Source organism: Brevibacterium linens ATCC 9172, from assembly GCF_900169165.1.
GTDB classification, from domain to species: domain Bacteria; phylum Actinomycetota; class Actinomycetes; order Actinomycetales; family Brevibacteriaceae; genus Brevibacterium; species Brevibacterium linens.
This window is the reverse complement of record NZ_FXYY01000001.1, coordinates 163355-186815: the sequence shown is the minus strand read 5'-3', so window position 1 is coordinate 186815 and position 23461 is coordinate 163355. Positions and strand designations below refer to the sequence as shown.

Sequence of the window (23461 nt, the reverse complement as noted above, 5' to 3'; positions counted from 1 at the left end):
GGGGCGGGAACGTCGTCCCGCCTCGGCGAGGGCTTGCCTCAACGTCGTAAGCTGAGGACAGAAGTCGAACTCGTCGATCCCATGGGAGGCAGCGTCATGTCCGAGTCCACCGATCACACCCCCAGCTACGTGACCGAAGGTGCGGAATTCAACCGCGATACGAACTACATCGACGATCGCATCCTCAACGATCCGAACGCTCAGTGGCCCGTCGAACCGGGCCGGTATCGCCTCATCGCCGCCCGCGCCTGCCCCTGGGCGAACCGGACGATCATCGTCCGTCGCCTCCTCGGGCTCGAGGACGTCATCTCCCTCGGGATGCCCGGTCCCACCCATGATGCGCGGTCATGGACGTTCGACCTCGATCCGGGCGGGGTGGATCCGGTGCTCGGCATCGAACGGCTGCAGCAGGCGTTCTTCGCGCGCTTTCCGGACTATCCGCGCGGAATCACCGTGCCTGCCGTCGTCGACGTGCCCACCGGCGTCGTCGTGACCAACGACTTCCCGCAGATCACGGAGGACTTCTCCACTCAGTGGACCGACTACCACCGCGCAGGCGCCCCGAATCTCTGGCCCGAAGAATCCCGGGAGGAGATGGGGAAGGTGATGCGCCATATCTATACGGAGATCAACAACGGGGTCTACCGCTGCGGCTTCGCCGGTTCCCAGGACGCCTACGATGCCGCTTTCGATCGCCTCTTCAACGCGCTCGACATCGTCGAGGATCGGCTCGGCCGGTCACGGTTCCTCATGGGTGAGACCATCACCGAGGCGGATGTCCGACTGTTCACCACGCTCGTGCGCTTCGATCCCGTCTATTTCGGTCACTTCAAGTGCAATCGGCAGCCGCTCACGGCGTTCGAGAACCTGTGGGGTTACGCCCGCGACCTCTATCAGACCCCGGGCTTCGGAGACACGGTCGACTTCGAGCAGATCAAACAGCACTACTACATCGTCCACCAGGATGTGAACCCGACACAGATCGTGCCCAAGGGCCCCGATCTCTCGGGTTGGCTCAGCGATCACGGCCGTGACCGGAAGTTCGGCGGATCGCCGTTCGGCGACGGGACGGCTCCCGGACCGGTCAAGCCCGGTGAAGAGGTCGATCCCGCTTATACGGCATCTGCTTGGGTGAGCTGACTCACGGGCGAGCCGCTCCCTCGAGGAGCCGATGCACTGCTGGTCCCGGCGCCCACCCCGGCCGAGAGGACATCCGCCACAGCTGAGCCGGAAGGCAGACTGCCGGTGAGCCCACCTGTGGCAGCGGTCGCGACAGCGGCGGCTACAGCGGCGGCTACAGCGGCGACAGCAGCGGCGACAGCAGCGGCGAGAGAGTCCGGATCAGGGTTCGGCATGGCCAAAAGTCCGGATAAGGGCGCGGCCCGCCGCTCACAGTGCGCTCACAGCGGTTAGTGTGGAAACGAACACCTCAGACCGGATTACGAACGCACCGTGCGGATACTCATCGAAGGAGCACACACGTGGCACCTGCCAAAGTACTGGCCTCACGCAACACCGTCGCTGAGGTCGGCCACAATGCCGTCAACAGACCCGGGCCCGCCCACCTCGTGCGCGCAGTCCAGCGTTTCGGACAGCGTCTGGGCAATCAGTTCGGTGCCGCGATCACCTACTTCCTCGTTCTCGCGGTCATGCCCATCGCCATGGTCAGCCTCGCGAGCATCGGATTCGTCCTCGACGTCGCACGCCCCGAGCTCCTTCCCGAGGTCACGAAGCAGATCGAGACCTTCACCGCCGGCAACTCCTCGCTGACCGAGCAGCTCGAGAGCTTCCTCCTCGACTGGCAGGGAGTGGGAATCATCGGTATTCTCACCGGCCTCTACACAGGTCAGGGATTCATCGGCAACCTCGGTGCCGCGGTGAGAGCTCAGCTGCACGACGACTTCGACGATGCCGTGCCGGAGAAGTCCTTCGTCAGCAAGGTCATCAACAACGTGGTCACCCTCATCGGCCTCATCATCGGCCTCCTCCTGGCCGTGGCGCTCACGGTCGTCGGCACCGGTCTGCGCTCGATGATCGCCGACTTCCTCGGGCTCGGCGGATTCGCCGGCAGTCTGCTGTTCATCGTTCCGGTCATCCTCACCTTCGGCGCCGCCTGGCTGATCTTCTGGTTCCTGTTCACGATGCTGCCGGAGAAGCCGGTCGACAAGCAGGCGAAGAACCGCGGCTCCCTCATCGGCGCGACCGCGTTCCTCATCCTCATCAACTTCTCCACCGTGCTCGTCAATCTCTTCTCCGGGAACAAGGCCGCCGGCGTGTTCGGATCGATCATCGCGATCATGCTCACGCTCAACGTCTTCGCCCGCATCATCCTGTTCATCGCCGCCTGGATCGGCACGGCGAAACCGCCTCGGCCGCGCGAAGAGGAGCCGGAATACCGGTTCGTCGAACCGAAGGTGCAGGCGCAGAGCCTCGGCGCGCTCATCACCGGTGCGGGAATCGTGGCGCTGACCCTGCTGGGCTTCAAACGATTCGAGGAACGCCGGTCCGATCGCGAGTAGGCGAGACGGTAGACTGTGGGCGCATCCGTTTCAACTGACCGAGGGGACACGACCTTTGACTGACGCTACGACTGCTCGCCTGAACGATTGGGCGAAGAAGCAGACCGCCGCCGAAGAACTCATTCCGCTAGTCGGACGCCTGTACCGTGAGAACGACGTGCTGCTCACCCTGTTCGGGCGGTCGCTGCTGAATAAGTCGGTGACGGGCATGATCAAGGCGCACCGCTATGCTCGCCACTTCCTCGGCGAAGAGCTCGACATCCAGATCACCCACCGCATCGTCAAGGCGCTGTCGGGGCTCAACCTGGCACCGGCCCGCATCGATCTGGGCCGCCTCATCGAGAAGCTCGATGATCCCAACGCCGATGTCGATGCCTTCCTCGCCTCCGAGCTCGCCGATGTCGTCGAATCTCAGTCCGGCAAGGGCGAGGTCCGCGATATCGTCCTCTACGGCTTCGGTCGCATCGGTCGTCTGCTCGCCCGCATCCTCATCGATCGCGCCGGCGGCACCGGTATGCGTCTGCGTGCGATCGTCGTGCGCCGCAATGGGGAGAACGACATCGTCAAGCGCGCCTCCCTGCTGCGCCGCGACTCGGTCCACGGAGCCTTCGACGGCAGCATCGTCGTCGACGAGGAGAACAGCACCATCCAGGCCAACGGCACCCTCATCCAGGTCATCTACTCGAATGACCCGTCGGAAGTCGACTACACCGCCTACGGAATCGATGACGCCATCATCGTCGACAACACCGGAAAGTGGCGCGACGAAGAGGGCCTGTCCAAGCACCTCGCGTGCCCCGGTGCGTCGAAGGTCCTGCTCACTGCTCCCGGCAAGGGCGATGTGAAGAACATCGTCTTCGGAGTCAACGACGACGCGATCCTCGACACGGACACCATCGTCTCGGCCGCTTCGTGCACGACGAACGCGATCACCCCGGTGCTCAAGGCCATCAACGACAAGTTCGGTGTCCGCAACGGCCACGTCGAGACGGTCCACTCGTTCACGAACGACCAGAACCTCATCGACAACTTCCACAAGGGCTCCCGCCGGGGACGCGCGGCCGGCCTCAACATGGTGCTGACCGAGACCGGTGCCGCCAAGGCCGTGGCCAAGGCTCTGCCGGAGCTGGCCGGGAAGCTCTCGGGCAACGCGATCCGCGTGCCCACCCCGAATGTGTCGATGGCGATCCTCAACCTCAACCTGGACACGGCCACCTCGGTCGACGAGCTCAACACGTTCCTACGCGAAGTGTCGATGCATTCGCCGCTGCGCAACCAGGTCGACTACGTCACCTCCCCCGAGCTCGTGTCCACCGACCTCGTCGGGTCCAAGCGAGCCGGTGTCGTCGACGGTCTGGCCACGATCGTCGACGAGGACCGCGTCGTCGTCTACGTCTGGTACGACAACGAATTCGGCTACTCCTGCCAGGTCGTGCGCTGCGTGGCCAAGATGGCCGACGTCGACGTCCCGGCTTTTCCCTGATATCGATATCGCCGAGGCGGCCCACCGCAACGCTCGGATGAGCGTTCGATAACTGGCTGAGACAGGTGCCCGGAGTCTCACGACTCCGGGCACCTTCGTCATTCACGTCCGTCGCCGTCCCCGCCGGGCCTTGCGCCAGTGGTTCAGCACATGCTCGGCGCCATCCCGCACCCTGGGCCGCATGCCCTCCGCTTCGTGCCGCAACCCCGTGGGAACGGCAGAACCTCCCGCAGGAACGGGAGGTTCTGCCGGTTTCGGGACGTCTGGTCAGCAGCGGGAAGTGTCAATCACTCCGCGGCATCGGACTCCATGGCTTCATGCAGCCAGATCGGCGTGAAACTGGCGAATCGGTCAGCCAGTTCGTCGTCGCTGTCGAGGATGACGGCGAGTCGGTCATCGGCGTTGGCCAGCTCATTCGCCCAGATGGGTCCCAGGCAGGACAGCAGCAGGCAGGCGATGACGACGGCGCCGGCCAGGACCGGCGTCTGAGCCCACAGCAGGATGCCGAACAGGATCCCGATGATGGCGAAGCCGAGGGCCACGGCGAGTCCGGCGTTCCGCGTCCGCGGCGCCTTGGCTCGAGCCGGACGGGTGGCCGCGATCGAATCGAGCACGTCCCGGTTGATCCGCGTCCAGGCGATGATCGCGCCCAGCGCACAGACGATGCCGATCATGATGAGGCTGAATGCCGAGAACAGCAGCACCGCATCGATGTGATCGCCTTGAGCCTGGACGGCGGCACCGAGTCCGGCGACGAGCATCGCCAGGGCGAGCACCAGCATGCTCAGCAGACGGGCACGGCGCACAGCGATGAGTTCGGCGATCACCCTGGCCAGGAACGCCCGCTGCGCCGCAGGGTCGTCGGCCAGGCTCACCGCACGTACCCGAGCTTCTTGTCCACGGTGTGCGGGAACCGCTCTCCGGCCAGATACGCCTCGAACAGGCGATGGAACTGCTCGGCCAGCCGCATTCTCCACCCGTTCGTGTCTCCGCTCATATGCGGGGTGATGATGACATCGTCCATCGCCCACAGAGGATGGTCGGCCGGCAGCGGCTCTTCGTCGAAGACGTCGAGCCCGGCCCCGGCGATCTGCCCGTCGCGCAACGCAGTGACGAGCGCGTCGGTGTCGACGGTGTCTCCGCGTCCGACATTGATGAACACGGCGGTGTCATCCATGGCGGCGAATGCCTCGGCGCCGATGAGCCTCTCGGTCTTCTCCGTCAGCGGTGCGATGTCGATGACCCAGTCGAATCCGGCCACATGCTGGGGCAGGGCGGCGGAGTCGATGACCTCACCGAAGTCGGGGTCGCCGCTGCGGGCGCGCGACCCGGCTCCGGTGACCTCGATGTCGACGGCCGTCAGCAGGCGGGCGATGCCCCGGCCGATCGCACCGGTGCCGACGATGAGCGCCTTGGTGCCGGCGATATCGCGGGTCGACCGGCGGTTCCACTTCCCCTCCGCTTGGTCGTTCAGCGAGCCGATCGAGCTCTTCGCATGCATGAGGATGTAGCTGAGGACGAACTCGGCGATCGGGCGGTCGAAGATCCCCCGGGCGTTCGTCACCGTCACCGGCGAGTCGACGAGCTCATCGAAGAGGAGCGAATCGACGCCCGCCGCGGCGGCATGGACCCAGTCGAGCCGGTCGGCATGTGCATAGGCATCCTTGAGTGCGGTGGAGAAGAAATCCCACATCAGCAGCACATCGGTGCCGGGCAGCGCCTGGGACAGGGTCGACGCCTCGGCGATGCGCAGTTCGATCCCGTCCCGCTCCCCCAGATCAGTGATCAGCTCGGGGATCTCGGTCCCGGGTGCGTTGAGTATGGTCAGTACCGTCATTCCTCGGCTCCTTGGACAGTGGGCTTTCTGCCACACTAACCGATGAAGCCTCGACCGGGGTGGAAACCGACGCGGACACGGCCCCCGCATTCTCTGCTGCGACGTCGAGGTTCTCCCGCTTCGCCGGTTCGTTCTTCAGCGTCTGCGCCAGCGGAGTGTTGGGCAGGAAGCAGAGGAAGACGAAACCGAGGACCGCCAGCGGAGCCACCCACAGGAACAGGGGCACGAGGGCATCGTTGTAGGAGGTGATGATGAGCGAATGCATCGGCTCCGGCAGCTTCGACACGATCTCCGGGGTCAGCCCGGTCGAGGAGACCTTGGGCATGTGACCCTGCGGGGAGGCCTTGGCGATCTCCGTGATTCCGGACTTGATGTTGTCCATCAGCCGCTGGGTGAACACGGAACCGATGAAGGCCATGCCCAAGGTGGCGCCGACCTGTCGGAAGTAGTTGTTCGAGGCGGTCGCGGTGCCGACCATGGACACCGGGAAGGCGTTCTGGACGACGAGGACGAGAGTCTGCATGCTCAAGCCCAGTCCGAGTCCGAGCAGCGCCAGGCAGCCGATGGTCTCCCAGGCCGAGCTCTCGGCCTTGAGCTGGGAGAGCAGGACGAGTGCGGCGGCCATGATGAGGATGCCGGTCAGCGGGTACTTCTTGTACTTGCCGGTGCGGGAGACGATGAATCCGACGAGCGTCGACGACACGAGCATGGTGCCCATCATCGGCACCATCATCAGTCCCGCGACGGTGGCATCGATGCCGTGGACCATCTGCAGGTAGGTGGGCATGTAGGAGAGCACACCGAACATGCCGATGCCGACGAAGAGACCGGCGATCGTGCACAAAAGGAAGTCGCGATTGGCGAACAGGTGCATCGGAATGACCGGCTCGCTGACCTTGAGTTCGACGAAGACGAAGGCGACTGCGGCGATGATTCCGGTGACGATAAGCCCGTTGATCTGCCATGATCCCCATTCGTAGTCGTGTCCGCCCCAAGCGGAGGTGAGCACGATGCAGGAAGTCACGATGGACACGAGCGCCATGCCGATGACATCGATCTTCGGACGCTTGCCTGCGCCCTTGTCATGCTTGGGCACCTTGAGGAACACGGCGGCGGCGATGAGGGCGATGATGCCCAGAGGGAAGTTGATGGCAAACGCCCAGCGCCAGCCGGGTCCTTCGGTCAGCCAGCCGCCGATGAGCGGTCCGGCCACGGACGACACGGCGAAGGCCGAGCCCATGATGCCCATGTACTTGCCGCGTTCGCGGGCGGGGACGACGGAGGCGATGATCGACTGTGAGAGGATCATCATTCCGCCGCCGCCGATGCCCTGGAGCACGCGGCCGAGGATCAGCGTCGACATCTCGTTCGCGATCAGGGCGAAGACCGATCCCAGCAGGAAGCAGCAGATGGCGAACATGAACAGCGGTTTGCGTCCGAACAGGTCACCGACCTTGCCGTAGACGGGCATCATGATCGTCGAGGCGAGCATGAACGCGGTGGAGACCCACAGCATCTGGTCGACGCCGTCGAGTTCGCCGACGATGGTCGGCAGCGCGGTCGCCAGCACCGTCTGGTTGAGGGAGAACATGAACATCGCGATCATCAGGCCCACGAAGAGCAGAATGATCGCCGAGGTGGCCATCGGCTCGGTCTGTGCGTCGGGTCCCGCGGGTGCTGAGTTCTTCGAGGTGGTTGCCGTCATCGCCTTCTCATCGGTTTCGTGGTTGCTTCTCATCACAGCTTTCGTCATTGCAGTCGGTCCAGTACCTTGCGGAACAGGCTCAGGGAGTCTTCGAAGATCGCTTGGGTTCCGCCTTTGCCCTCGACCGCTTCGGGATCGGCTTTGATCGTCTGTCCCGCATGGTTGAGCGGGACGCGGCAGAGCTGGGTGAGCATCCGCGCGCTGCGCCAGGCGGACTCCTCGGAGGAGAACTCCTGGCCGAGGTGGCGCAGTCGCTCAAGCACGTGAGAGGTGACGATCTCTTCGAGTTCTTCTGCCCGGTCGAAGCTCTTGCTCACGAGTTCCGGGTAGAGAGCGAAGAGGCGGCGGCGCCGAGCCGGAAGTTTGGGATCGACGGAGCCGACGAGCAGCGCTTCGCGGACGAAGCGCGCCGTGTCCTCGGCCAGCGTGTCGAGCCCGGCAGGGCTGTGGACGTAGTCGAAGGCGAGGCCCTCATCGACGCTGACCTCGGATCCGAGGCCGACGATCGCGTCCTCTTTCGTCTCGAAGTAGTTGAAGAAGGTGCGTGTGGACACCCCCGCGTCGGCGGCGATCGTCGCCACGGTGGCACAGGCCAGGCCGTCTTCGAGGACGCGGGTGATCGCCGCCTCGTGGAGGGCGCTGCGGGTCAGCCGCGCCTTTTTCGAGCGCAGGGATTCATCAACGGGCATACGTCCATTTTGCACCAGGTGCAAACTTTCACCAAATGCAAATCTGCAATTGTGCACTATTTCACTGTGTGCAGTGTTCTACATCAGCGTCCTCAGCCTCGCCCGGTGCTGCTCGAGGGTCTGCAGCTGGCCGAGCAGTGCAGCCTGGCCTGCTCCGTCGGCCGTGTCCTGGCGCTGCAGGCGAGAGTGGAGTTCCTTGGCGATGCGTTCGAGGTCGTAGTCGAAGAGGCGGGCGACGATGCCGCGGGCGAACCGGTCGATCCCGTCCCCTTCGATCACCGGCAGCGGGGTCACGAGCAGCTGAGCCACATAGGGTCTGAGGTCCTCGGCAGCGGCGTCGAGGACGCGCTCGGCCCATTTCGACTGGGCGGGGCCGGCGGCACCCAGTCCCCCGGCTTGTCCGATCGCGTCCTGGATCCGCCGGTAGCCGGGGTGTTCGAAGGCCTTCGCGGACAGCGAGTCGAAGAGCTTCGCATTCACCACTTCCGGATGTTGAAGGGCGACCATGAGGGCGCCCTTCTCCGTCTTCAGCCGGGCAGGGCTGATCGGGGCCGAGAGGTTCGAGACGTCGGGGCGTTCCTCGTAGACGTATTCCAGGCCGCGTTCGTCGGAGGCCTCGCCCGCCGAGGCGGGCCCGGGCTCGCGTGCGCCCCCGGACGGGGCGTGCCCCGGTCCGGTTCCGGCACCGGACCCTGACCCCGAACCGGGTACGGCTGACGTCGAGGGTGCGGGCGCGGTCGGCGTCGGCGGCGGACCGTCGCGATATGACGACTGACGGGCGGGCGCCTCGGCGGGCCGTCTGTTCTGCTTCGGCTGGCGAGCGGCGGTGCGGACCGCCGCCTCCACCTCATCGATGTCGACGCCGATGCGGCCGGCGACGAACCGGTAGTAATGCGAAAGACTGTTTCGGTCGCGGACGTCGGTGAGCACCTCGGCGGCGGCGCGGACCGCGGAGATCCGACCTTCGACGGTGTCGAGGTCGAAGCGGGCGATCGCGGTGGTGATGACGAATTCGAAGAGCGGCTTGCACCCGTCGATGAGTTCGCGCAGGGCCGCGTCGCCCTTCCTCATCCGCAGGTCACAGGGGTCGAGGCCGTCGGGTTCGACGGCGACGAAGGTCTGGGCGCTGAACAGGCTCTCGAATTCGAAGGCCTTGAGCGCAGCCTTCTGACCGGCGGCGTCGCCGTCGAAGGTGAAGATCACCTGCCCGGTCGGGTCGTCGCCGAGGAGGCGGCGGATGATCTTCACGTGTTCGGCGCCGAAGGCCGTACCGCAGGTGGCCACGGCCTGGTCGACTCCGGCGAGGTGGGCGGCCATGACATCGGTGTAGCCCTCGACGACGACGACGCGCTTGGTCTTCGCGATCGACTTCTTCGCCAGATCGAGGCCGTAGAGGACCTGGTTCTTGTGGTACAGCGCGGTCTCCGGAGTATTGAGGTACTTCGGCCCCTTGTCATCGTCATAGAGTCGGCGGGCGCCGAAGCCGATGGTCCGGGCGGTCATGTCCTTGATCGGCCAGATCACCCGACCGCGGAACCGGTCGTAGATTCCGCGTCCGCCCTCGCTGGCCAGGCCGCCGGCGAGGATCTCCTCATCGGTGAATCCGGCCCTGCGCAGGTGTGTCGTCAGTCCATCCCAGGATTTCGGGGCGAAGCCGATGCCGAAGACTCGGCTCGACTCCGCGGGGAAGCCGCGGCCAGTGAGGAATTCGCGACCGATCTGCCCGGCTTCGGATTCCAGCGCCTGGGCGAAGAAGCGCCCGGCGACTTCGTGCATCTCCAGCAGTCGCTGCCTGCGGCTGGCCTGTTCCCGGTCGGGGCCCTTCCCGTCCTCGTAGCGCAGGTGCATTCCGGCCTTGCCGGCCAGGGTCTCGACGGCTTCGACGAAGCTGAGCTGTTCGACCTTCTGCAGGAAGGTGAATACGTCGCCGGATTCACCGCAGCCGAAGCAGTGGTACATCCCGACCTGGGGGCGCACCGTGAACGAGGGAGTCTTCTCGTCGTGGAACGGGCACAGGCCCTTGAGCGATCCGATGCCTGCGGTCTTGAGGGTGACGAATTCCCCGATCACCTCGTCGATGCGGGTGCGGCTGCGCAGTTCGTCGATGTCCTCGCGCTTGATGAGTCCGGCCATGGTCTAGAGCCGATCCCCCGCTCCGGCGTTGAGGTGATGGTAGAGGGCCCAGGCGGAATGGTCGGTCAGGGAGGCGATCTGGTCGACGATGACGCGCCGCCGTGCGGAGTCGTCGGCGGCCTCGGCGTGGTCGGCGCGGAACATCGGATCGAGTTTGTCCGGTGACTGCGAGTACCATTCGGCGAGTTCGTTGATGACTGCCGCCTGGATGTCATGGAGTCGCAGTCGATCCTCGGCGACCATCACCGTCAGCGTCGCCATGCCCTTGAGCACGGCGATCTCGACGGTGGTCGTCTCGGGCACGACGAGTGAGGCGGAGTACCGGGCGAGGGGTTCCCACCCGAATTCCTCACGGGTCGCGGATTCCGCGGCCCCGACGAAGCGCCCGATGAGCTGACTGGTCATGTGCTTGAGACCGGCCTGGGCCCGACGGGATCCGTCGAAGGCCTCCTTGGGCCAGTAGGCGGCCGCCTGCAGGCGGCCGAGCGCCTTGTCCATCTCCGCATCGGTGGTCTCCGGCAGATACCACTGACGGGTGATGTCGAAGAGTTCGGTCCGACGGTCGTCGGCGGTGAAGTAGGCGAGGTCGAGGTGGCCCGCGACGATGGCATCCTCGACGTCGTGGACGGAGTACGAGATGTCGTCGGCCAAGTCCATGACCTGGGCTTCGATGCATCTCTGGCCGTTGTCGATGCCGTCGCGGTAGAAGTCGAAGACAGCACGGTCGTCATCGTAGACACCGAATTTGCGCACTCCGGAGTCACGGCGACCGGCCGTGGCTTCGGCCCGCGGCCACGGGTACTTCGTCAGTGCGTCGAGGCTGGCGCGGGACAGGTTGAGACCGGCCGGTCGGCCGTCGTCGGCGATGACCTTCGGTTCGATGCGCGTGACCAGGCGCAGGGTCTGGGCGTTGCCTTCGAAGCCGCCGATGTCGGCGCACAGGGCATCGAGGATCGTCTCTCCGTGGTGGCCGAAGGGCGGGTGTCCGAGGTCGTGGGACAGGCAGGCGGTGTCGACGATATCGGGATCGCACCCGAGGTAGCGGGCGAGTTCGCGTCCGACCTGGGCCACCTCGAGGGAGTGGGTGAGGCGGGTGCGGACGAAATCGTCCGTGCCCGGGGACACGACCTGGGTCTTCGCGCCGAGGCGGCGCAGGCCCGAGGAATGGAGGACGCGGGCACGGTCGCGCTGGAAGGCCGAACGTCGTGGATTCTTCGCCGGTTCGCTCACCCACCGCTCCTCGTCCCAGGGCGAGTAGACCGCCACGGTACCCGTCCGCACCGAGGTGTGCGGGTGAGTGTCGAAGGGCATTCTCATCCTCCTGAGATGTCGAGTTCGGCCTCCGACAGCAGCGACTTCCCGCTGGGATCGAAGATGCGGGAGTCCAGCCAGCCTTCGGGCAGGTGCGGCTTCTTCGGCCGGGTGGTGCGGCCGCGGGACCCTTCGGCGGCTGCTCCCGGATAGGGGGCGTCCTTGTCGAGCTGGTCGAGCAGTCCGGCAAGTTCCTCGAGGAAGGAGACCATGGCCAGCTGACTGCGCAGCTCTCCTCCGACGGGGTAGCCCTTGAAGTACCAGGCGATGTGTTTGCGCAGGTCACGGACGCCGAGGAATTCGTCCTCGAAGTGATCGACGAGGTATTCGCCGTGTTTGTACACCGCGCGCGCCACCTCGGCGAGACCGGGACGGTGGCGTTCGTCGCTGCCGTTCAGCGCGTTCGCGAGGTCACCGAACAGCCACGGCCGCCCCTGACAGCCGCGCCCGATGACGACGCCGTCGCAGCCGGTCTTGGCCATCATGTCCAGGGCATCCTCGGCGGCGAAGATATCCCCGTTGCCGAGCACCGGTACGGTGTCGCCGAGGTGGTCCTTGAGCCGGGCGATCGCGTCCCAGTCCGCGGTCCCCGAGTAGAGGTCCGCGGCGGTGCGGCCGTGCAGGGCGACGGCGGCGACGCCGGCGTTGCGAGCGGTTTCGGCGGCGTCGAGGAAGGTCGTGTGGTCGGCGTCGATGCCCTTGCGCATCTTCACCGTCACGGGCACGTCCCGGCGGGCCGCCTCGGTGACGGCCGTGGTGACGATGGAGGTGAACAGGTCCTGTTTCCACGGCAGCGCGGAGCCGCCGCCCTTGCGGGTGACCTTGGGTACGGGGCAGCCGAAGTTGAGGTCGATGTGATCGGCCCGGTCCTCCTCGACGAGCATCCGCACGGCCTGGCCCATGGTCACCGGGTCGACTCCGTAGAGCTGGACGGAGCGCGGGGTCTCATACGGTTCGTGGTGGATGATGCGCAGCGTCTTCGGATTGCGCTCGACCAGCGCCCGGGTGGTGACCATTTCGGTCACGTACAGGCCGGCTCCGTATTCGCGGCACAGGCGGCGGAAGGCGGTGTTCGTGATTCCGGCCATGGGCGCGAGCACGACGGGCGAGGACAGCTCGATCGGCCCGATGCGCAGGGCTGTTTCGGGCGTCGGGGATGCGGTTTCTGGGGCAGGGCTGATGACACTCACGCAACCATTATCCCAGTCAAGTCAAAATCGCACATTCGCCTGCTTCTCCTCACCTGTTCACGCCCGGAATCCGTGCCGCTGCGGACGCGCTCCTCCCCCGTAGCGTCGACTCATATGTTCACATCAACTGATTCGGAGCGCAGAAATTCCCGCACGTCCCATTCGGTGTCGACGGAGAGTTCGGAGGCGAGTCGGTCGTCGTGGGTGACGATCACCATCGCACCGCCGAATCCTTCGAGAGCGGTCACCAGCGCTTCGAGCGATGACAGGTCGAGATTGTTGCCCGGTTCGTCGAGGATGAGCAGCTGCGGCGCCGGATCCTGGAGGAGTCCTGAAGCCAAGGCGACGCGGAAGCGCTCCCCACCCGACAGGGTCGAACAGATCTGGCCGGTGCGTCCGGCGCGCAGTCCCATGGCCGCGAGCACTTCGCGGACGCGGTGCGGGTCGAGCTGCGGATTGCCCGATCGCACCGCTTCCATCACCGTCAGCTCTCCCGGCAGTCGGTACTGCTGGTCGAGGTGGGCTGTCGGGGCGGCGACGGTGATGTCGAGGTCGCCGAAGAGTTCGGCGACCGGCGGGCCGCCGCTGTCCGCAGCACGGTCATCCGCGGCGCCACCGTCTGAGGCACGGCCGTCCGCGGCCGCCAGGATCGCCGCCAGCAGGGTCGATTTCCCGGCCCCGTTCGGTCCGGTCAGTCGGATCCGTTCCGGCCCGACGATCGTCTGTGGTCGCTCGGACTTCGCCGAGGCGGCTGTGGAGATCTCGAGGACCCGCTTGGTCGAATGGACCTGGGTGTCGGGCAGGTCGAGGCGGACGCTCGATGTCCGACGCAGGGCATCCTTGGCAGCGGTGAGTTCGTCCCAGGCCGCCGCCTCGTCGGCGGCTTTGTCGCCACGCCGTTTGGCCGCTGACTTCTCGGCGAAGTTCGTCAGCCCGTTCATGACGATCTTCGGTCGACGTTTGCTCTCCTTATCCCTCTTGGCTTTCCGGTCGGCTCGTGCGAGCTTCGTCTCCAGTTCGATCCGCTGTAGCTTTTCGACCTCGTGGGACTTCTTCGCATCGGTGACCTTCTGCTGCTTGGCTTCCTCTTCAGCGGCGACCATGGCTTCGTAGTCATCGAAGTTCCCTCCGTAGACGCGCAGCCGGTCGGTCATCTCGATGATCGAGTTCATCTGGGTCAGCAGAGTTCGGTCGTGGGAGATGACGAGGGTCGGTCCGCGGCGTTCCGTGAGCAGCGTCGTCAGCAGCGCCGCCCATCCTCGTCGAGGTTGTTGCTCGGTTCGTCGAGGATCAGCCAGGCGTCGCCGACCAGTGCCGCTCGGGTCAGTCCGATGCGTGTGGCCTGTCCGCCGGAGAAGCTGCTCAGACTCCGGTCGAGATCGCTCACATTCAGCTGCAGCCCGAGTTCGGACAGCGCCGCCAGGGCTCGCGCTTCGATGTCCCAGTCATCGCCGATGAGGTCGAAGTCGGCGCCAGTCGCTTCTCCGGCCAGGGCGCGGCCCAGCGCTTGTCGAACGGAGGCGATGTCCAATGCGGAATCGACCCGCTGCGTGGAATGCGGCAGCAGCTGGTCGATGTAGACGGCGCCATCGGCACCCGTGACGGTTCCTGACGAGGCTCGCAGTCGACCGGCGAGGATGCGGGCGAAGGTGGATTTGCCGATTCCGTTGTCGCCGACCAATCCGACGAGGTCAGCAGGGATGGTGGCGGTGAGTCCGGAGAAGATCTCGGTATCGTCGCCGAGGCGGTAGTCCAGTTCGGAGACAGTGATGGCTGTGGGCATGAGGGTCCTCATTTCGTGTACGCAGAAGCGCTGCGGGCCCGTGGCACCCGCAAGTCACGGTATGAGGATTCACTTCACTTGAGCGACGTCCTTGATCGGAAATGAGACATTCCCATGATTGCCGAGGCGATACGTCCGGTCAACCCCACCCCTTCTTGCTACCTGACGGCGGCCCAGCAACCTGGCGCGAGGTTGTTGGGCCGCCGTCAGGTAGCAATAAGGGGTGGGGCGGGTTCAGACGATGATGAGCATGAGTTCGGCGGGTTCGTCGTGGGGGTTGGCCAATTGATGCGGCACGTCGCCGGGAGCTTGGGCGCAGTCGCCGGCATGCAGGGTCGTACGACGGTCGATGGTGACGATCTCGATGCTGCCCTTGAGGACGAAGAAGCTCTCCCGCGATCCGCTGCGGTGCGCGGCGAAAGCCGAGGTCTCGCTGCGCGGGTCGAGGCGGTAGTGGACGACGTCCATGTTCTCGATCGCCGACGGCAGATCCCGGCGCCAGACCCCTTTCCCGAAGGTCGAGGACGTGGGGATCGCCTCGCTGCGGGTGATGGTGACTTCCGGCGCGGCCAGCAGTTCGCCGACGTCGACGCCCAGGGCACGGGAGAGTCCCATGGCATTCGAGACCGATGTGTCCTGCTCTCCTCGTTCGATCTTCGACAGAGCGGCGCGGGACAGTCCGGCCCGAACCGCGAGTTCGTTGAGGGTGAGGTTGTTGAACTTGCGCCGTGCTCTGATGCGGACGCCGAAGACACGTGCGCCGAGATCCTCTTCTTTCACCATTGGAGCATCATATTCTATTCTTGGATCATAGAATCGCATCTCACAAAGGAAACTTGACTCCATGGCGGCAGTGCTGGCTCTCACCCCGATCCTCATTGCCATCCTCCTGCTCCTGTTCAAGCAGAGTTCCTGGGTCGCGGCCCTGGCCGGAACGGTGCTCGCGGCCGGCCTCGTCGCCGTCGCCTTCCCCACCCCCGCCTCGGTGCTGGTGGAATCGGGGATCGGCTACTTTCCGCTCATCTTCGAGGTCGCGCTCATCCTGCTCTTCGGCATGCTGCTCGCCCGGCTGCTCGAGTCCGCCGGCTCGATGTCGCAGATCTCGTCCTGGGTCGAATCCCTGTCGCCGGGGCGACCGCTCGGGGTCGCGCTCGTCGTGTTCGGGATCGTGCCCTTCGCGGAGTCGGTCACCGGCTTCGGCATCGGCGTCACCGTCGGGGTGCCGATCCTCACCCACCTCGGGTGCACTCTGCGGCAGTCGGCGATCCTCGGCCTCCTCGGCCTCATCGCCGTTCCGTGGGGCGCCCTGGGTCCGGGCACTACCGTCGCGGCGGCGCTGGCGGGACTCGACGTCGACGAGCTCGGTCTGGCCACGGCGTGGATCAATGCGATTCCGGTGATCATCGTCGCGATCGCCGTGGTCGCGATCATGCGACCGTCCGCCGCCTCGGCGCTGGGGATCATCGGTGCCGGCGCACTCATGTGGGCGGGGATCCTCGCCTCCAGCTACGTCATCGGTATGGCCCCCTCGGGGATCATCGGATCACTCATCGTCATCCTCGTCGTCGGTGCGCTGTTCATGATCCGCAAACGGACCACGGGGCTGACGCGCAGCCTCGGCGTGGCGGTTCTGCCCTACGGGGTGCTCACGATCGGACTGCTGTTGGCTCGCACCCTGCATTCGGCACTGCCCTCGGCTGTCACGCAGATCATCGCCTCTCCCCCGTTCTGGCTGGCGGCCGCCTGCCTCATCGCCGCGATCACTGTCGAGGGCAGGCGCACCGTCTCCATCGCGGCCGTGCGCTCCTGGGTTCCCATCGGGGTGGGCACGGCCGCGTTCATGCTCATGGGCTGGATCATGACGACGACGGGAATGAGCGAGGCGATCGGCGGACTGCTGCCGGCAGGGCTCGTTCTGCTCACTCCGTGGCTGAACTCCATCGGCGCGGTGCTCACCGGGTCGAACACGGGGGCGAACTCGATGTTCACCGGCACCCTGACCGCCGTCGCCGCTTCGTCTCACGTCTCGGCACTGCCGGTGGTCGCGGCCGGAAACGCGGCCGGTTCATTGGCGGCCCTCGCTGCTCCTCCCCGGGTGGCCATGGCCGTGCAGATCGCGGATTCGTCGGCGGCCGCCTCGGCGCGGGACATCTCCTGGGTGCAGGGCCGGGCGCTCGCGGTGGCCGGGATCAACGCCCTGGCCCTCGGCCTGTGGATCCAGTTCTTCGCCTGAGGGTCGTTCGGTGCGCGTCTCAGACGCGGATGATCTCACGGGGGAAGTTCGTGAACGGCTCGCAGCCGGTGTCGGTGATGAGCACCGGTTCGGACAGTTCGATTCCGTAGCCGTTCATCCACATTCCGCCGATGAGGTGGAAGGTCATTCCCGCTTCGAGGATCTGGTCGTCCTCGGTGCGGATCGAGATCGTCCGCTCGCCCCAGTCGGGCGGGTAGCCGATCCCGATCGAGTACCCCAGGCGGCTGGGTTTTTCGAGCCCTGACAGAGCCAGCACCCGATTCCAGGTGCGGGCGAGTTCCGCGGTGGGCACCTCGGGAGCGGCAGCGTCGAGGACTGCCGACAACGCCTCGGCGACGACCCCCTCGAGGCGGACGAGCTCCTGCTTCGGCTTACCGGTCACAGCCGTCCTGGCCAGGGGGACATGGTAGCGGCGGTGGACTCCGGCGAGTTCGATGCTCACCGATTCATCGCGCTCGAACGTCCGGTCGGTCCAACTCAGGTGCGGTGTGTCCGCACTTTCGCCGGTGGGCATGAGCGGCACGATCGAGGGATAGTCACCCCAGATTCCGTCACCGCCTCCGGTCTGGGCCTCGGAGATCGCCGCGGCCACCTCGTTCTGGCCGACACCGACGCCGATTGTGCCCAGCGCCGCATCCATGGCCGCGGTGGTCACTTTTGCGGCCTTGCGCATGAGCTCGATCTCGGCCGGGGATTTGACCGCGCGGATCCAGTTGACGAGTTCGAAGCAGTCGACGAGGCGCCATTCGGGCACCCCGTTGACGAGTGCTCGGAAGCCTCGCGGGGAGAAGAAGTGCGAGTCCATCTCGACGCCGACGGGCATGGTCGAGGCACGGGCGACCTCCCACCGCTGGCGCAGGGCGAAGGCGACCCAGTCGAAGGGGTGGATATGGGGCCTCTGCACATAGCGTTCGGGGTAGCCGACGATGTCTTCGGGCGGCAGCCATGAGGTGTGCGAGGCTCCGCGGGCGTCCATATCGCGCATGAACAGCGTCATGGGCCCCGAGGAGGGCACGAAGAGCAGCTGCGGGGTGTAGAAGGACCACGCGTTGTATCCGGTGAGGTAGTAGATGTTCGCCGGGTCGGTGACGATGAGCGCGGCCAGGCCCTGGTCGAGCATGCGATTGCGCACCGAGGCGATCCGACCGAGGTATTCCTCGGCGCTGAACGACAGTTCGTTCGCGCCGATCGTGTCGACCTCGCCGGGAACGGGCTGCGGGCGGGCTTTGACCTCTTTGCCGGCCTGCCCCTGCTCGGCTCCGGGACGCATCCCGTACACATCCGGGCGATTATCCTCGCCGCCGTAGAACAGCTCACCCTCATTCATGATCCCAGTGTGGTGACCCCGCTCACATACTGTCAATCACTGCCGCCGCGCGTGTTGCCGACGGTCCGCCGATCCGCGCGTCGGCGCGGATCCGCGCGCTCTCGCAACGACGATTCGCAGTGCTCCTCAACCGGGATTCGGATGGCCGCCGACAGCGGGCCCCAGCGATCCCCGAACGACCGACCCGGTCGGTCCGCGCACGGCGGACCCGGGCGCTCGGCGCACAGCCGATTCGAACGGTCACCACCGGCGGATCCGGGCGGCCGCGGAAACGGCACTCGGCACGGATACCCGTCGGCCACCTCGGCGATCTCTGACGAATCCAGAACCAAACAATTTCAGTTTCGACGGAATCCGCAAGCGAAACAGCGCATTTCAGCAGATTCGGTGATAGATTGTCCTGAGACGCACATCACGGAGGTGAAGAATGGACCCGCTCCTGCCGAACGGCAGCGGTTCCCGACTGGGGAACCTCGACGAGAAGTCCAAGGCGATCATCGTCGAACTGCAGCACGACGGACGGAAGTCCTATTCGGCCATCGGCAAGTCCGTCGGCCTGTCCGAGGCCGCCGTGCGCCAGCGGGTGTCACGGCTCATCGAGTCGGGTGTCATGGAGATCGTCGCCGTGACCGACCCGCTGAGTCTGGGATTCGCCCGGCAGGCGATGGTGGGGCTGAAGGTCCGCGGGGACATCTCCGCGGTCGCCGAGCAGCTGCACGACTACGACGAGATCGACTACCTCGTCGTCACCGCCGGTTCGTTCGACCTGCTGGTCGAGATCGTGTGTGAATCGGATCGGCATCTGATCGAGTTCGTCAATGAGGAGCTCCGCTCGATCGATGCCGTCGTGGATACGGAGCTCTTCATGTACCTCTCACTCGAAAAGCAGAAATACAACTGGGGGACGCGATGACAGAGAATGTCACCAGGGCCGGCACTCCTTATCAGGATGCCATCCGCAACAACGTGTGGATGCACATGTCACCACACCAAGCACTGTTCAACGGTGGTGAGGCGCCGGTCATCGTACGCGGCGAGGGCCACCACATCTTCGACGACAAGGGCAAGAAGTACCTCGACGGTCTCGCCGGCCTGTTCACCGTCCAGGTGGGTCACGGTCGTGAGCAGATCGCGAAGGCGATGTACGACCAGACACTGAAGCTGCCGTTCATGCCGCTGTGGTCGTATGCCCACCCGCAGGCGATCGAGGTCTCGGAGCGTTTGGCCAGCTATGCGCCGGGCGATCTCAACCGGGTCTTCCTCACCTCCGGCGGCGGCGATTCGGTCGAGTCGGCGATGAAGCTGGCGAAGAACTACTTCAAGCTCGTCGGCAAGCCCGGCAAGCACAAGATCATCTCGCGGGCCACCGCCTACCACGGCACCCCGCACGGCGCGCTGTCGGTGACCTCGCTGCCGGGTCTGCGTGAGCAGTTCGCTCCGCTGGTCCCCGGGGCGCACAAGGTGCCGAACACGAACTTCTACCGGGCACCGGAGCACCTCGCCCACGATGAGAAGGCCTTCGGCCGCTGGGCCGCCGACCGCATCGGTGAGGCCATCGAGTTCGAAGGTGCCGACTCCGTGGCCGCCGTCTTCCTCGAGCCCGTGCAGAACTCCGGCGGCTGCTTCCCGCCGCCTCCCGGATACTTCGAACGGGTCCGCGAGATCTGCGACGAGTACGATGTGCTGATGGTCTCGGACGAGACGATCTGCGCCTATGGTCGCATCGGCGACATGTTCGCCTGCAACGACTTCGGCTATGTTCCCGACATCATCACCTCGGCCAAGGGCATCACCTCCGGCTATGCACCGCTGGGCGCGATGATCGCCTCCGATCGTCTCTTCGAGCCCTTCGGTCCCGGCGGCGATGAGACCTTCTACCACGGCTACACCTTCGGCGGTCATCCCGTCGCCTGTGCCGCCGCGATGGCGAACTTCGACGTCTTCGAAGAGGAGAAGCTGGGCGACCACGTGCACGAGAACGCTGCGGCGTTCAAGTTCACGCTCGAGAAGCTCAAGGACCTGCCGATCGTCGGTGACGTCCGCGGTGAGGGATTCTTCTACGGAATCGAACTCGTCAAGGACAAGGACACGAAGGAGTCGTTCACCGAGGAGGAGGAGTCCGAGCGGATTCTCAAGAACTTCGTCTCGGCGAAGATGTACGACAGCGGTCTGTACTGCCGCGCCGACGACCGCGGCGACCCGGTCATCCAGCTCTCGCCTCCGCTGACCGTCGGTCAGAACGAGTTCGACGAGATGGAGCAGATCATCCGCGGCGTCCTCCAGGAAGCCTGGACAATGTTCTGACCCCAATTGCTACCTGACGGCGGCTCAGCAACCTCGCGCGAGGTTGCTGAGCCGCCGTCAGGTAGTTCTAGGGCGAAGTTCAGCGGTTCTGGTCGCGCTCACGGGTCTCGCGACGAGTCAGCGGGGGCCGGTCCCCCGCGACGCCGTCGGCCGTGATCGCGCCGGACGCGGCAACGGATCCTGTGGGCCGCCTCGGCGGGCGAACTCCCGATTTCACGACGAGGACGCCGAGACCGGTCGTCAGTGGAATCGCGACGACCAGCCCGATCGAACACACGAGGATGCTCACCACCTCCACCGACATGTCCCCGAGCGTGAACGTGTCGATCAGCGGCTGATCGTGAGCGGAGACGATGATGAGCGTCATCAGCGCCGAACCCACATACGCGAACGTGATCGTATAGACGGTCGAGGCGATATGGTCCCGGCCGATGCGCATCGCCCGAGCGAACAGCTGCGCAGGCTTCATCTCAGGAGCGGCGGCTGCCAGCTCCCACACCGCCGAGGCCTGTGTGATCGTGACGTCGTTGAGCACCCCGAGTCCGGTGATGAGGATCGCACACACGATGATGTCGGTCATCCCCAGATCGGTCGTGTCGACCAGCAGATACCCGTCCTCCGAATAGGCGATGCCCAGATTCGCCCACGACGTCATCCACGCGCCGAGGATGCCCGTGATGACGATGCCGAGCACCGTTCCGAACAGCGCCGTCGACGTCCGCGTCGAGATTCCGTGCGCAAGGTAGAGGGCGATGACCATGATCAGGCTCGCCGAGATCATCGCCACCAGCAACGGGGGTTTGCCGTCGAGCATGGCCGGGAGCATGAAAACGAACAGCACAGCACCGGCGAACCCGAGTCCGATCAGTGCGCGCAGGCCCCGCAGACCGGCGACGAGGAGGACGACGACCGCGTAGAGGATCGCCACGGCCAGCATCGGAACGTTGCGGTCGAAATCGATGAACACGTAGTCGGTGCCCATCTCCTCCCGGTCCGGCGACTGCGTGAAGTCGAGGACCTTGATCGTGTCCCCGACGTCGACGCCGGCTTCGACCGCGTCTGGGGTGACGTACAGGCTGCCTTGGCGCCCGTTCGCTTCGACGGTGTAGGTCGTGCAGTCGGCCTGCACCATCGGGTCCGTCTCCCCGGGGTCGCAGTCCGAGGCGTCGACGGCGGTGACGGTGACCTTCGTATCGGTGGTGCCCTCGGCCGTGTTCGTCGTCGGCCCACCTCCGGGCAGCTCCTTGTCCGGTCCTGATGGCCACAGCACGAACAGTCCGGCGATCGTGGCCACGATGAGCGGGATGAGGCAGGCGAGCATGATCAGACGAACCCTCGGCGAGGCCTTCGGTTCGCGATGGGACGTCATATGCATGGCGGTCCTTCAGGCGCGGTTGGCCGTTCTCAGGACTACCTGACGGCGGCCCAGCAACCTCGCGCCAGGTTGCTGGGCCGCCGTCAGGTAGTAATTGGGGTCAGGCACCGGCGAGGTTTTCGGCCAGGTAGTTCTCCACCTGGTCGATGCTCACGCGTTCCTGGCTCATATCATCACGCTTGCGGATCGTCACGGCCTGGTCATCGAGAGTGTCGAAGTCGACGGTGATGCACAGTGGGGTGCCGATCTCGTCCTGGCGACGGTAGCGGCGTCCGATGGCGCCGGCATCGTCGAAGTCGATGTTCCAGCGTCGACGCAGGCGGGCAGCCAGATCCTTGGCCGCAGGGGTGAGCTTCTCGTTGCGGCTCAGCGGCAGCACCGCGGCCTTGACCGGAGCCAGGCGCGGATCGAGCTTGAGGACGACGCGCTTGTCGACTCCGCCCTTCGTGTTCGGCGCCTCGTCCTCGCTGTAGGCCTCGACGAGGAATGCCATCATCGACCGGGTCAGACCGAAGGAGGGTTCGATGACATACGGGGTGTAGCGGTCGCCGCTGGCCTGATCGAAGTACTGCAGCTTCGCTCCCGAGACCTCGGTGTGAGTGCCGAGGTCGTAGTCGGTGCGGTTGGCCACACCCATCAGCTCGCCCCATTCGGAACCCTGGAAGCCGAAGCGGTATTCGATGTCGATGGTGCCGGCCGAGTAGTGCGCACGGTCCTCGGCGGGAACGTCGAGGCGACGCACGTTGTCCTCGGAGATGCCGAGGTCGAGGAACCAGGACCAGCAGTCTTCGACCCACTGCTTGTAGTAGTCATCGGCCTCGTCCGGGTGGACGAAGTACTCGATCTCCATCTGCTCGAACTCACGCGTGCGGAAGATGAAGTTGCCGGGAGTGATCTCGTTGCGGAAGGCCTTGCCGATCTGGCCGATGCCGAACGGCGGCTTCTTTCGGGCAGCGGTGAGCACATTGTTGAAGTTGACGAAGATGCCCTGCGCGGTCTCCGGACGCAGGTAGTGGAGTCCGGCTTCGGAGTCGACGGGCCCCAGGAAGGTCTTGACCAGACCGGAGAACTCCTGCGGTTCGGTCCACTGACCACGAGTGCCGCAGTCGGGGCAGACGATATCGGCCATTCCGTTCTCCGGGGCCTTCTTGTTCTTCGCCTCATACGCCTCGACGAGGTGGTCCTCGCGGTGGCGCTTGTGGCAGTTGAGGCATTCGACGAGCGGATCGACGAAGGTGGCGACGTGGCCGGAGGCTTCCCAGACGCGCTTGGGCAGGATGATGGAGGAGTCGAGGCCGACGACGTCTTCGCGTCCGCGCACGAACTGCTGCCACCACTGGGTCTTGATGTTGTCTTTGAGCTCCACGCCCAAGGGCCCGTAGTCCCATGCCGAGCGGGAACCGCCGTAGATCTCTCCTGCTTGGAAGACGAATCCTCTGCGCTTGGCCAGGGCGATGACGGCATCCAACTTGGACTGTGCCACTAGTTCTCTCCTTGTTTCAGTTCGCCGACGGCCGGCTGCCGTGGCTCGCAGGTACCAGCCTAACCGGT

19 protein-coding genes are annotated in these 23461 nt (G+C 65.4%); 6 read left to right on the top strand and 13 right to left on the bottom strand.

Annotated elements, in window-relative coordinates; genetic code table 11:
• Positions 1-96 precede the first annotated feature (96 nt).
• The 3 genes from BLIN9172_RS00790 to BLIN9172_RS00780 all read left to right on the top strand — a co-directional run bounded on the left by BLIN9172_RS00790 (position 97) and on the right by BLIN9172_RS00780 (position 4002).
• On the top strand, positions 97-1140 hold the full coding sequence (locus tag BLIN9172_RS00790) for a glutathione S-transferase C-terminal domain-containing protein (RefSeq protein ID WP_101553548.1): 1044 nt from the start codon (positions 97-99) through the stop codon (positions 1138-1140).
• Between the two features lie 341 nt (positions 1141-1481).
• A complete protein-coding gene (locus tag BLIN9172_RS00785; RefSeq protein ID WP_101553422.1) occupies positions 1482-2519 on the top strand; it encodes a YhjD/YihY/BrkB family envelope integrity protein in 1038 nt (345 codons plus the stop codon).
• 55 nt (positions 2520-2574) lie between these two features.
• Positions 2575-4002 carry a glyceraldehyde-3-phosphate dehydrogenase gene (locus BLIN9172_RS00780; protein ID WP_101553421.1) on the top strand — a complete coding sequence of 476 codons (1428 nt, stop codon included), beginning with the start codon at positions 2575-2577 and terminating at the stop codon, positions 4000-4002.
• Between the two features lie 287 nt (positions 4003-4289).
• On the opposite strand, the gene BLIN9172_RS00775 is transcribed toward BLIN9172_RS00780, so the two are convergent.
• The 10 genes from BLIN9172_RS00775 to BLIN9172_RS00735 form a co-directional block, all read right to left on the bottom strand.
• Positions 4290-4877, bottom strand: a complete 588-nt coding sequence (locus BLIN9172_RS00775; protein WP_240811952.1) for a hypothetical protein — start codon at positions 4875-4877, stop codon at positions 4290-4292.
• The gene (locus tag BLIN9172_RS00770; RefSeq protein WP_101553420.1) at positions 4874-5839 is read right to left on the bottom strand and encodes a D-2-hydroxyacid dehydrogenase; all 966 of its coding nucleotides are present in this window, start codon (positions 5837-5839) and stop codon (positions 4874-4876) included. Before BLIN9172_RS00770 ends, BLIN9172_RS00775 begins: the two co-directional genes overlap by 4 nt.
• The gene (locus BLIN9172_RS00765; RefSeq protein ID WP_240811951.1) at positions 5781-7577 is read right to left on the bottom strand and encodes an MDR family MFS transporter; all 1797 of its coding nucleotides are present in this window, start codon (positions 7575-7577) and stop codon (positions 5781-5783) included. The genes BLIN9172_RS00770 and BLIN9172_RS00765 overlap by 59 nt, the downstream gene beginning before the upstream one ends.
• An 11-nt stretch (positions 7578-7588) precedes the next feature.
• Entirely contained in the window at positions 7589-8233 is a 645-nt protein-coding gene (locus BLIN9172_RS00760) for a TetR/AcrR family transcriptional regulator (protein WP_101553419.1), read from the bottom strand.
• 78 nt (positions 8234-8311) lie between these two features.
• Positions 8312-10366, bottom strand: a complete 2055-nt coding sequence (dnaG, locus tag BLIN9172_RS00755; protein ID WP_101553418.1) for a DNA primase — start codon at positions 10364-10366, stop codon at positions 8312-8314.
• 3 nt (positions 10367-10369) lie between these two features.
• On the bottom strand, positions 10370-11677 hold the full coding sequence (locus BLIN9172_RS00750; protein WP_101553417.1) for a deoxyguanosinetriphosphate triphosphohydrolase: 1308 nt from the start codon (positions 11675-11677) through the stop codon (positions 10370-10372).
• 2 nt (positions 11678-11679) lie between these two features.
• Positions 11680-12867, bottom strand: coding sequence for a tRNA dihydrouridine synthase DusB (gene dusB / locus BLIN9172_RS00745; RefSeq protein ID WP_101553416.1), 1188 nt, complete (start codon positions 12865-12867; stop codon positions 11680-11682).
• Positions 12868-12977: 110 nt separating this feature from the next.
• On the bottom strand, positions 12978-14039 hold the full coding sequence (locus BLIN9172_RS18410) for an ATP-binding cassette domain-containing protein (protein WP_240811950.1): 1062 nt from the start codon (positions 14037-14039) through the stop codon (positions 12978-12980).
• Positions 14040-14107: 68 nt separating this feature from the next.
• Positions 14108-14650 (bottom strand): ATP-binding cassette domain-containing protein, encoded by a 543-nt coding sequence (locus tag BLIN9172_RS18405; RefSeq protein ID WP_240811949.1) that lies wholly within the window; start codon positions 14648-14650, stop codon positions 14108-14110.
• A 234-nt stretch (positions 14651-14884) separates the two neighbouring features.
• The gene (locus BLIN9172_RS00735; protein WP_101553415.1) at positions 14885-15433 is read right to left on the bottom strand and encodes a helix-turn-helix domain-containing protein; all 549 of its coding nucleotides are present in this window, start codon (positions 15431-15433) and stop codon (positions 14885-14887) included.
• 61 nt (positions 15434-15494) lie between these two features.
• Between BLIN9172_RS00735 and BLIN9172_RS00730 the strand changes: the two genes are divergently transcribed.
• Entirely contained in the window at positions 15495-16883 is a 1389-nt protein-coding gene (locus BLIN9172_RS00730; RefSeq protein WP_101553414.1) for an L-lactate permease, read from the top strand.
• 19 nt (positions 16884-16902) lie between these two features.
• Here the strand turns inward: BLIN9172_RS00730 and BLIN9172_RS00725 are convergent, their stop codons facing one another.
• Positions 16903-18231, bottom strand: coding sequence for a M24 family metallopeptidase (locus BLIN9172_RS00725; RefSeq protein ID WP_180956927.1), 1329 nt, complete (start codon positions 18229-18231; stop codon positions 16903-16905).
• Between the two features lie 427 nt (positions 18232-18658).
• Here BLIN9172_RS00725 and BLIN9172_RS00720 point away from each other — a divergent pair, with 427 nt between their 5' ends.
• A complete protein-coding gene (locus tag BLIN9172_RS00720; protein WP_025780565.1) occupies positions 18659-19144 on the top strand; it encodes an Lrp/AsnC family transcriptional regulator in 486 nt (161 codons plus the stop codon).
• Positions 19141-20535 carry an aspartate aminotransferase family protein gene (locus BLIN9172_RS00715; protein WP_101553413.1) on the top strand — a complete coding sequence of 465 codons (1395 nt, stop codon included), beginning with the start codon at positions 19141-19143 and terminating at the stop codon, positions 20533-20535. The genes BLIN9172_RS00720 and BLIN9172_RS00715 overlap by 4 nt, the downstream gene beginning before the upstream one ends.
• A 79-nt stretch (positions 20536-20614) precedes the next feature.
• On the opposite strand, the gene BLIN9172_RS00710 is transcribed toward BLIN9172_RS00715, so the two are convergent.
• A complete protein-coding gene (locus BLIN9172_RS00710; RefSeq protein ID WP_101553412.1) occupies positions 20615-21910 on the bottom strand; it encodes a YibE/F family protein in 1296 nt (431 codons plus the stop codon).
• Between the two features lie 100 nt (positions 21911-22010).
• Positions 22011-23393: a glycine--tRNA ligase gene (locus tag BLIN9172_RS00705; protein WP_101553411.1), complete on the bottom strand. Its 1383-nt coding sequence runs from the start codon at positions 23391-23393 to the stop codon at positions 22011-22013.
• Positions 23394-23461: the final 68 nt, after the last annotated feature.

Coding starts and splice junctions, on each gene's coding strand:
- BLIN9172_RS00790 (WP_101553548.1), top strand. CDS start 97: ATGTCCGAGTCCACCGATCACACCCCCAGCTACGTGACCGAAGGTGCG.
- BLIN9172_RS00770 (WP_101553420.1), bottom strand. CDS start 5,839: ATGACGGTACTGACCATACTCAACGCACCCGGGACCGAGATCCCCGAG.
- BLIN9172_RS00765 (WP_240811951.1), bottom strand. CDS start 7,577: ATGAGAAGCAACCACGAAACCGATGAGAAGGCGATGACGGCAACCACC.
- BLIN9172_RS00760 (WP_101553419.1), bottom strand. CDS start 8,233: ATGCCCGTTGATGAATCCCTGCGCTCGAAAAAGGCGCGGCTGACCCGC.
- dnaG (WP_101553418.1), bottom strand. CDS start 10,366: ATGGCCGGACTCATCAAGCGCGAGGACATCGACGAACTGCGCAGCCGC.
- BLIN9172_RS00750 (WP_101553417.1), bottom strand. CDS start 11,677: ATGCCCTTCGACACTCACCCGCACACCTCGGTGCGGACGGGTACCGTG.
- BLIN9172_RS18410 (WP_240811950.1), bottom strand. CDS start 14,039: ATGAACTCGATCATCGAGATGACCGACCGGCTGCGCGTCTACGGAGGG.
- BLIN9172_RS18405 (WP_240811949.1), bottom strand. CDS start 14,650: ATGCCCACAGCCATCACTGTCTCCGAACTGGACTACCGCCTCGGCGAC.
- BLIN9172_RS00735 (WP_101553415.1), bottom strand. CDS start 15,433: ATGGTGAAAGAAGAGGATCTCGGCGCACGTGTCTTCGGCGTCCGCATC.
- BLIN9172_RS00730 (WP_101553414.1), top strand. CDS start 15,495: ATGGCGGCAGTGCTGGCTCTCACCCCGATCCTCATTGCCATCCTCCTG.
- BLIN9172_RS00725 (WP_180956927.1), bottom strand. CDS start 18,231: ATGAATGAGGGTGAGCTGTTCTACGGCGGCGAGGATAATCGCCCGGAT.
- BLIN9172_RS00720 (WP_025780565.1), top strand. CDS start 18,659: ATGGACCCGCTCCTGCCGAACGGCAGCGGTTCCCGACTGGGGAACCTC.
- BLIN9172_RS00715 (WP_101553413.1), top strand. CDS start 19,141: ATGACAGAGAATGTCACCAGGGCCGGCACTCCTTATCAGGATGCCATC.
- BLIN9172_RS00710 (WP_101553412.1), bottom strand. CDS start 21,910: ATGCATATGACGTCCCATCGCGAACCGAAGGCCTCGCCGAGGGTTCGT.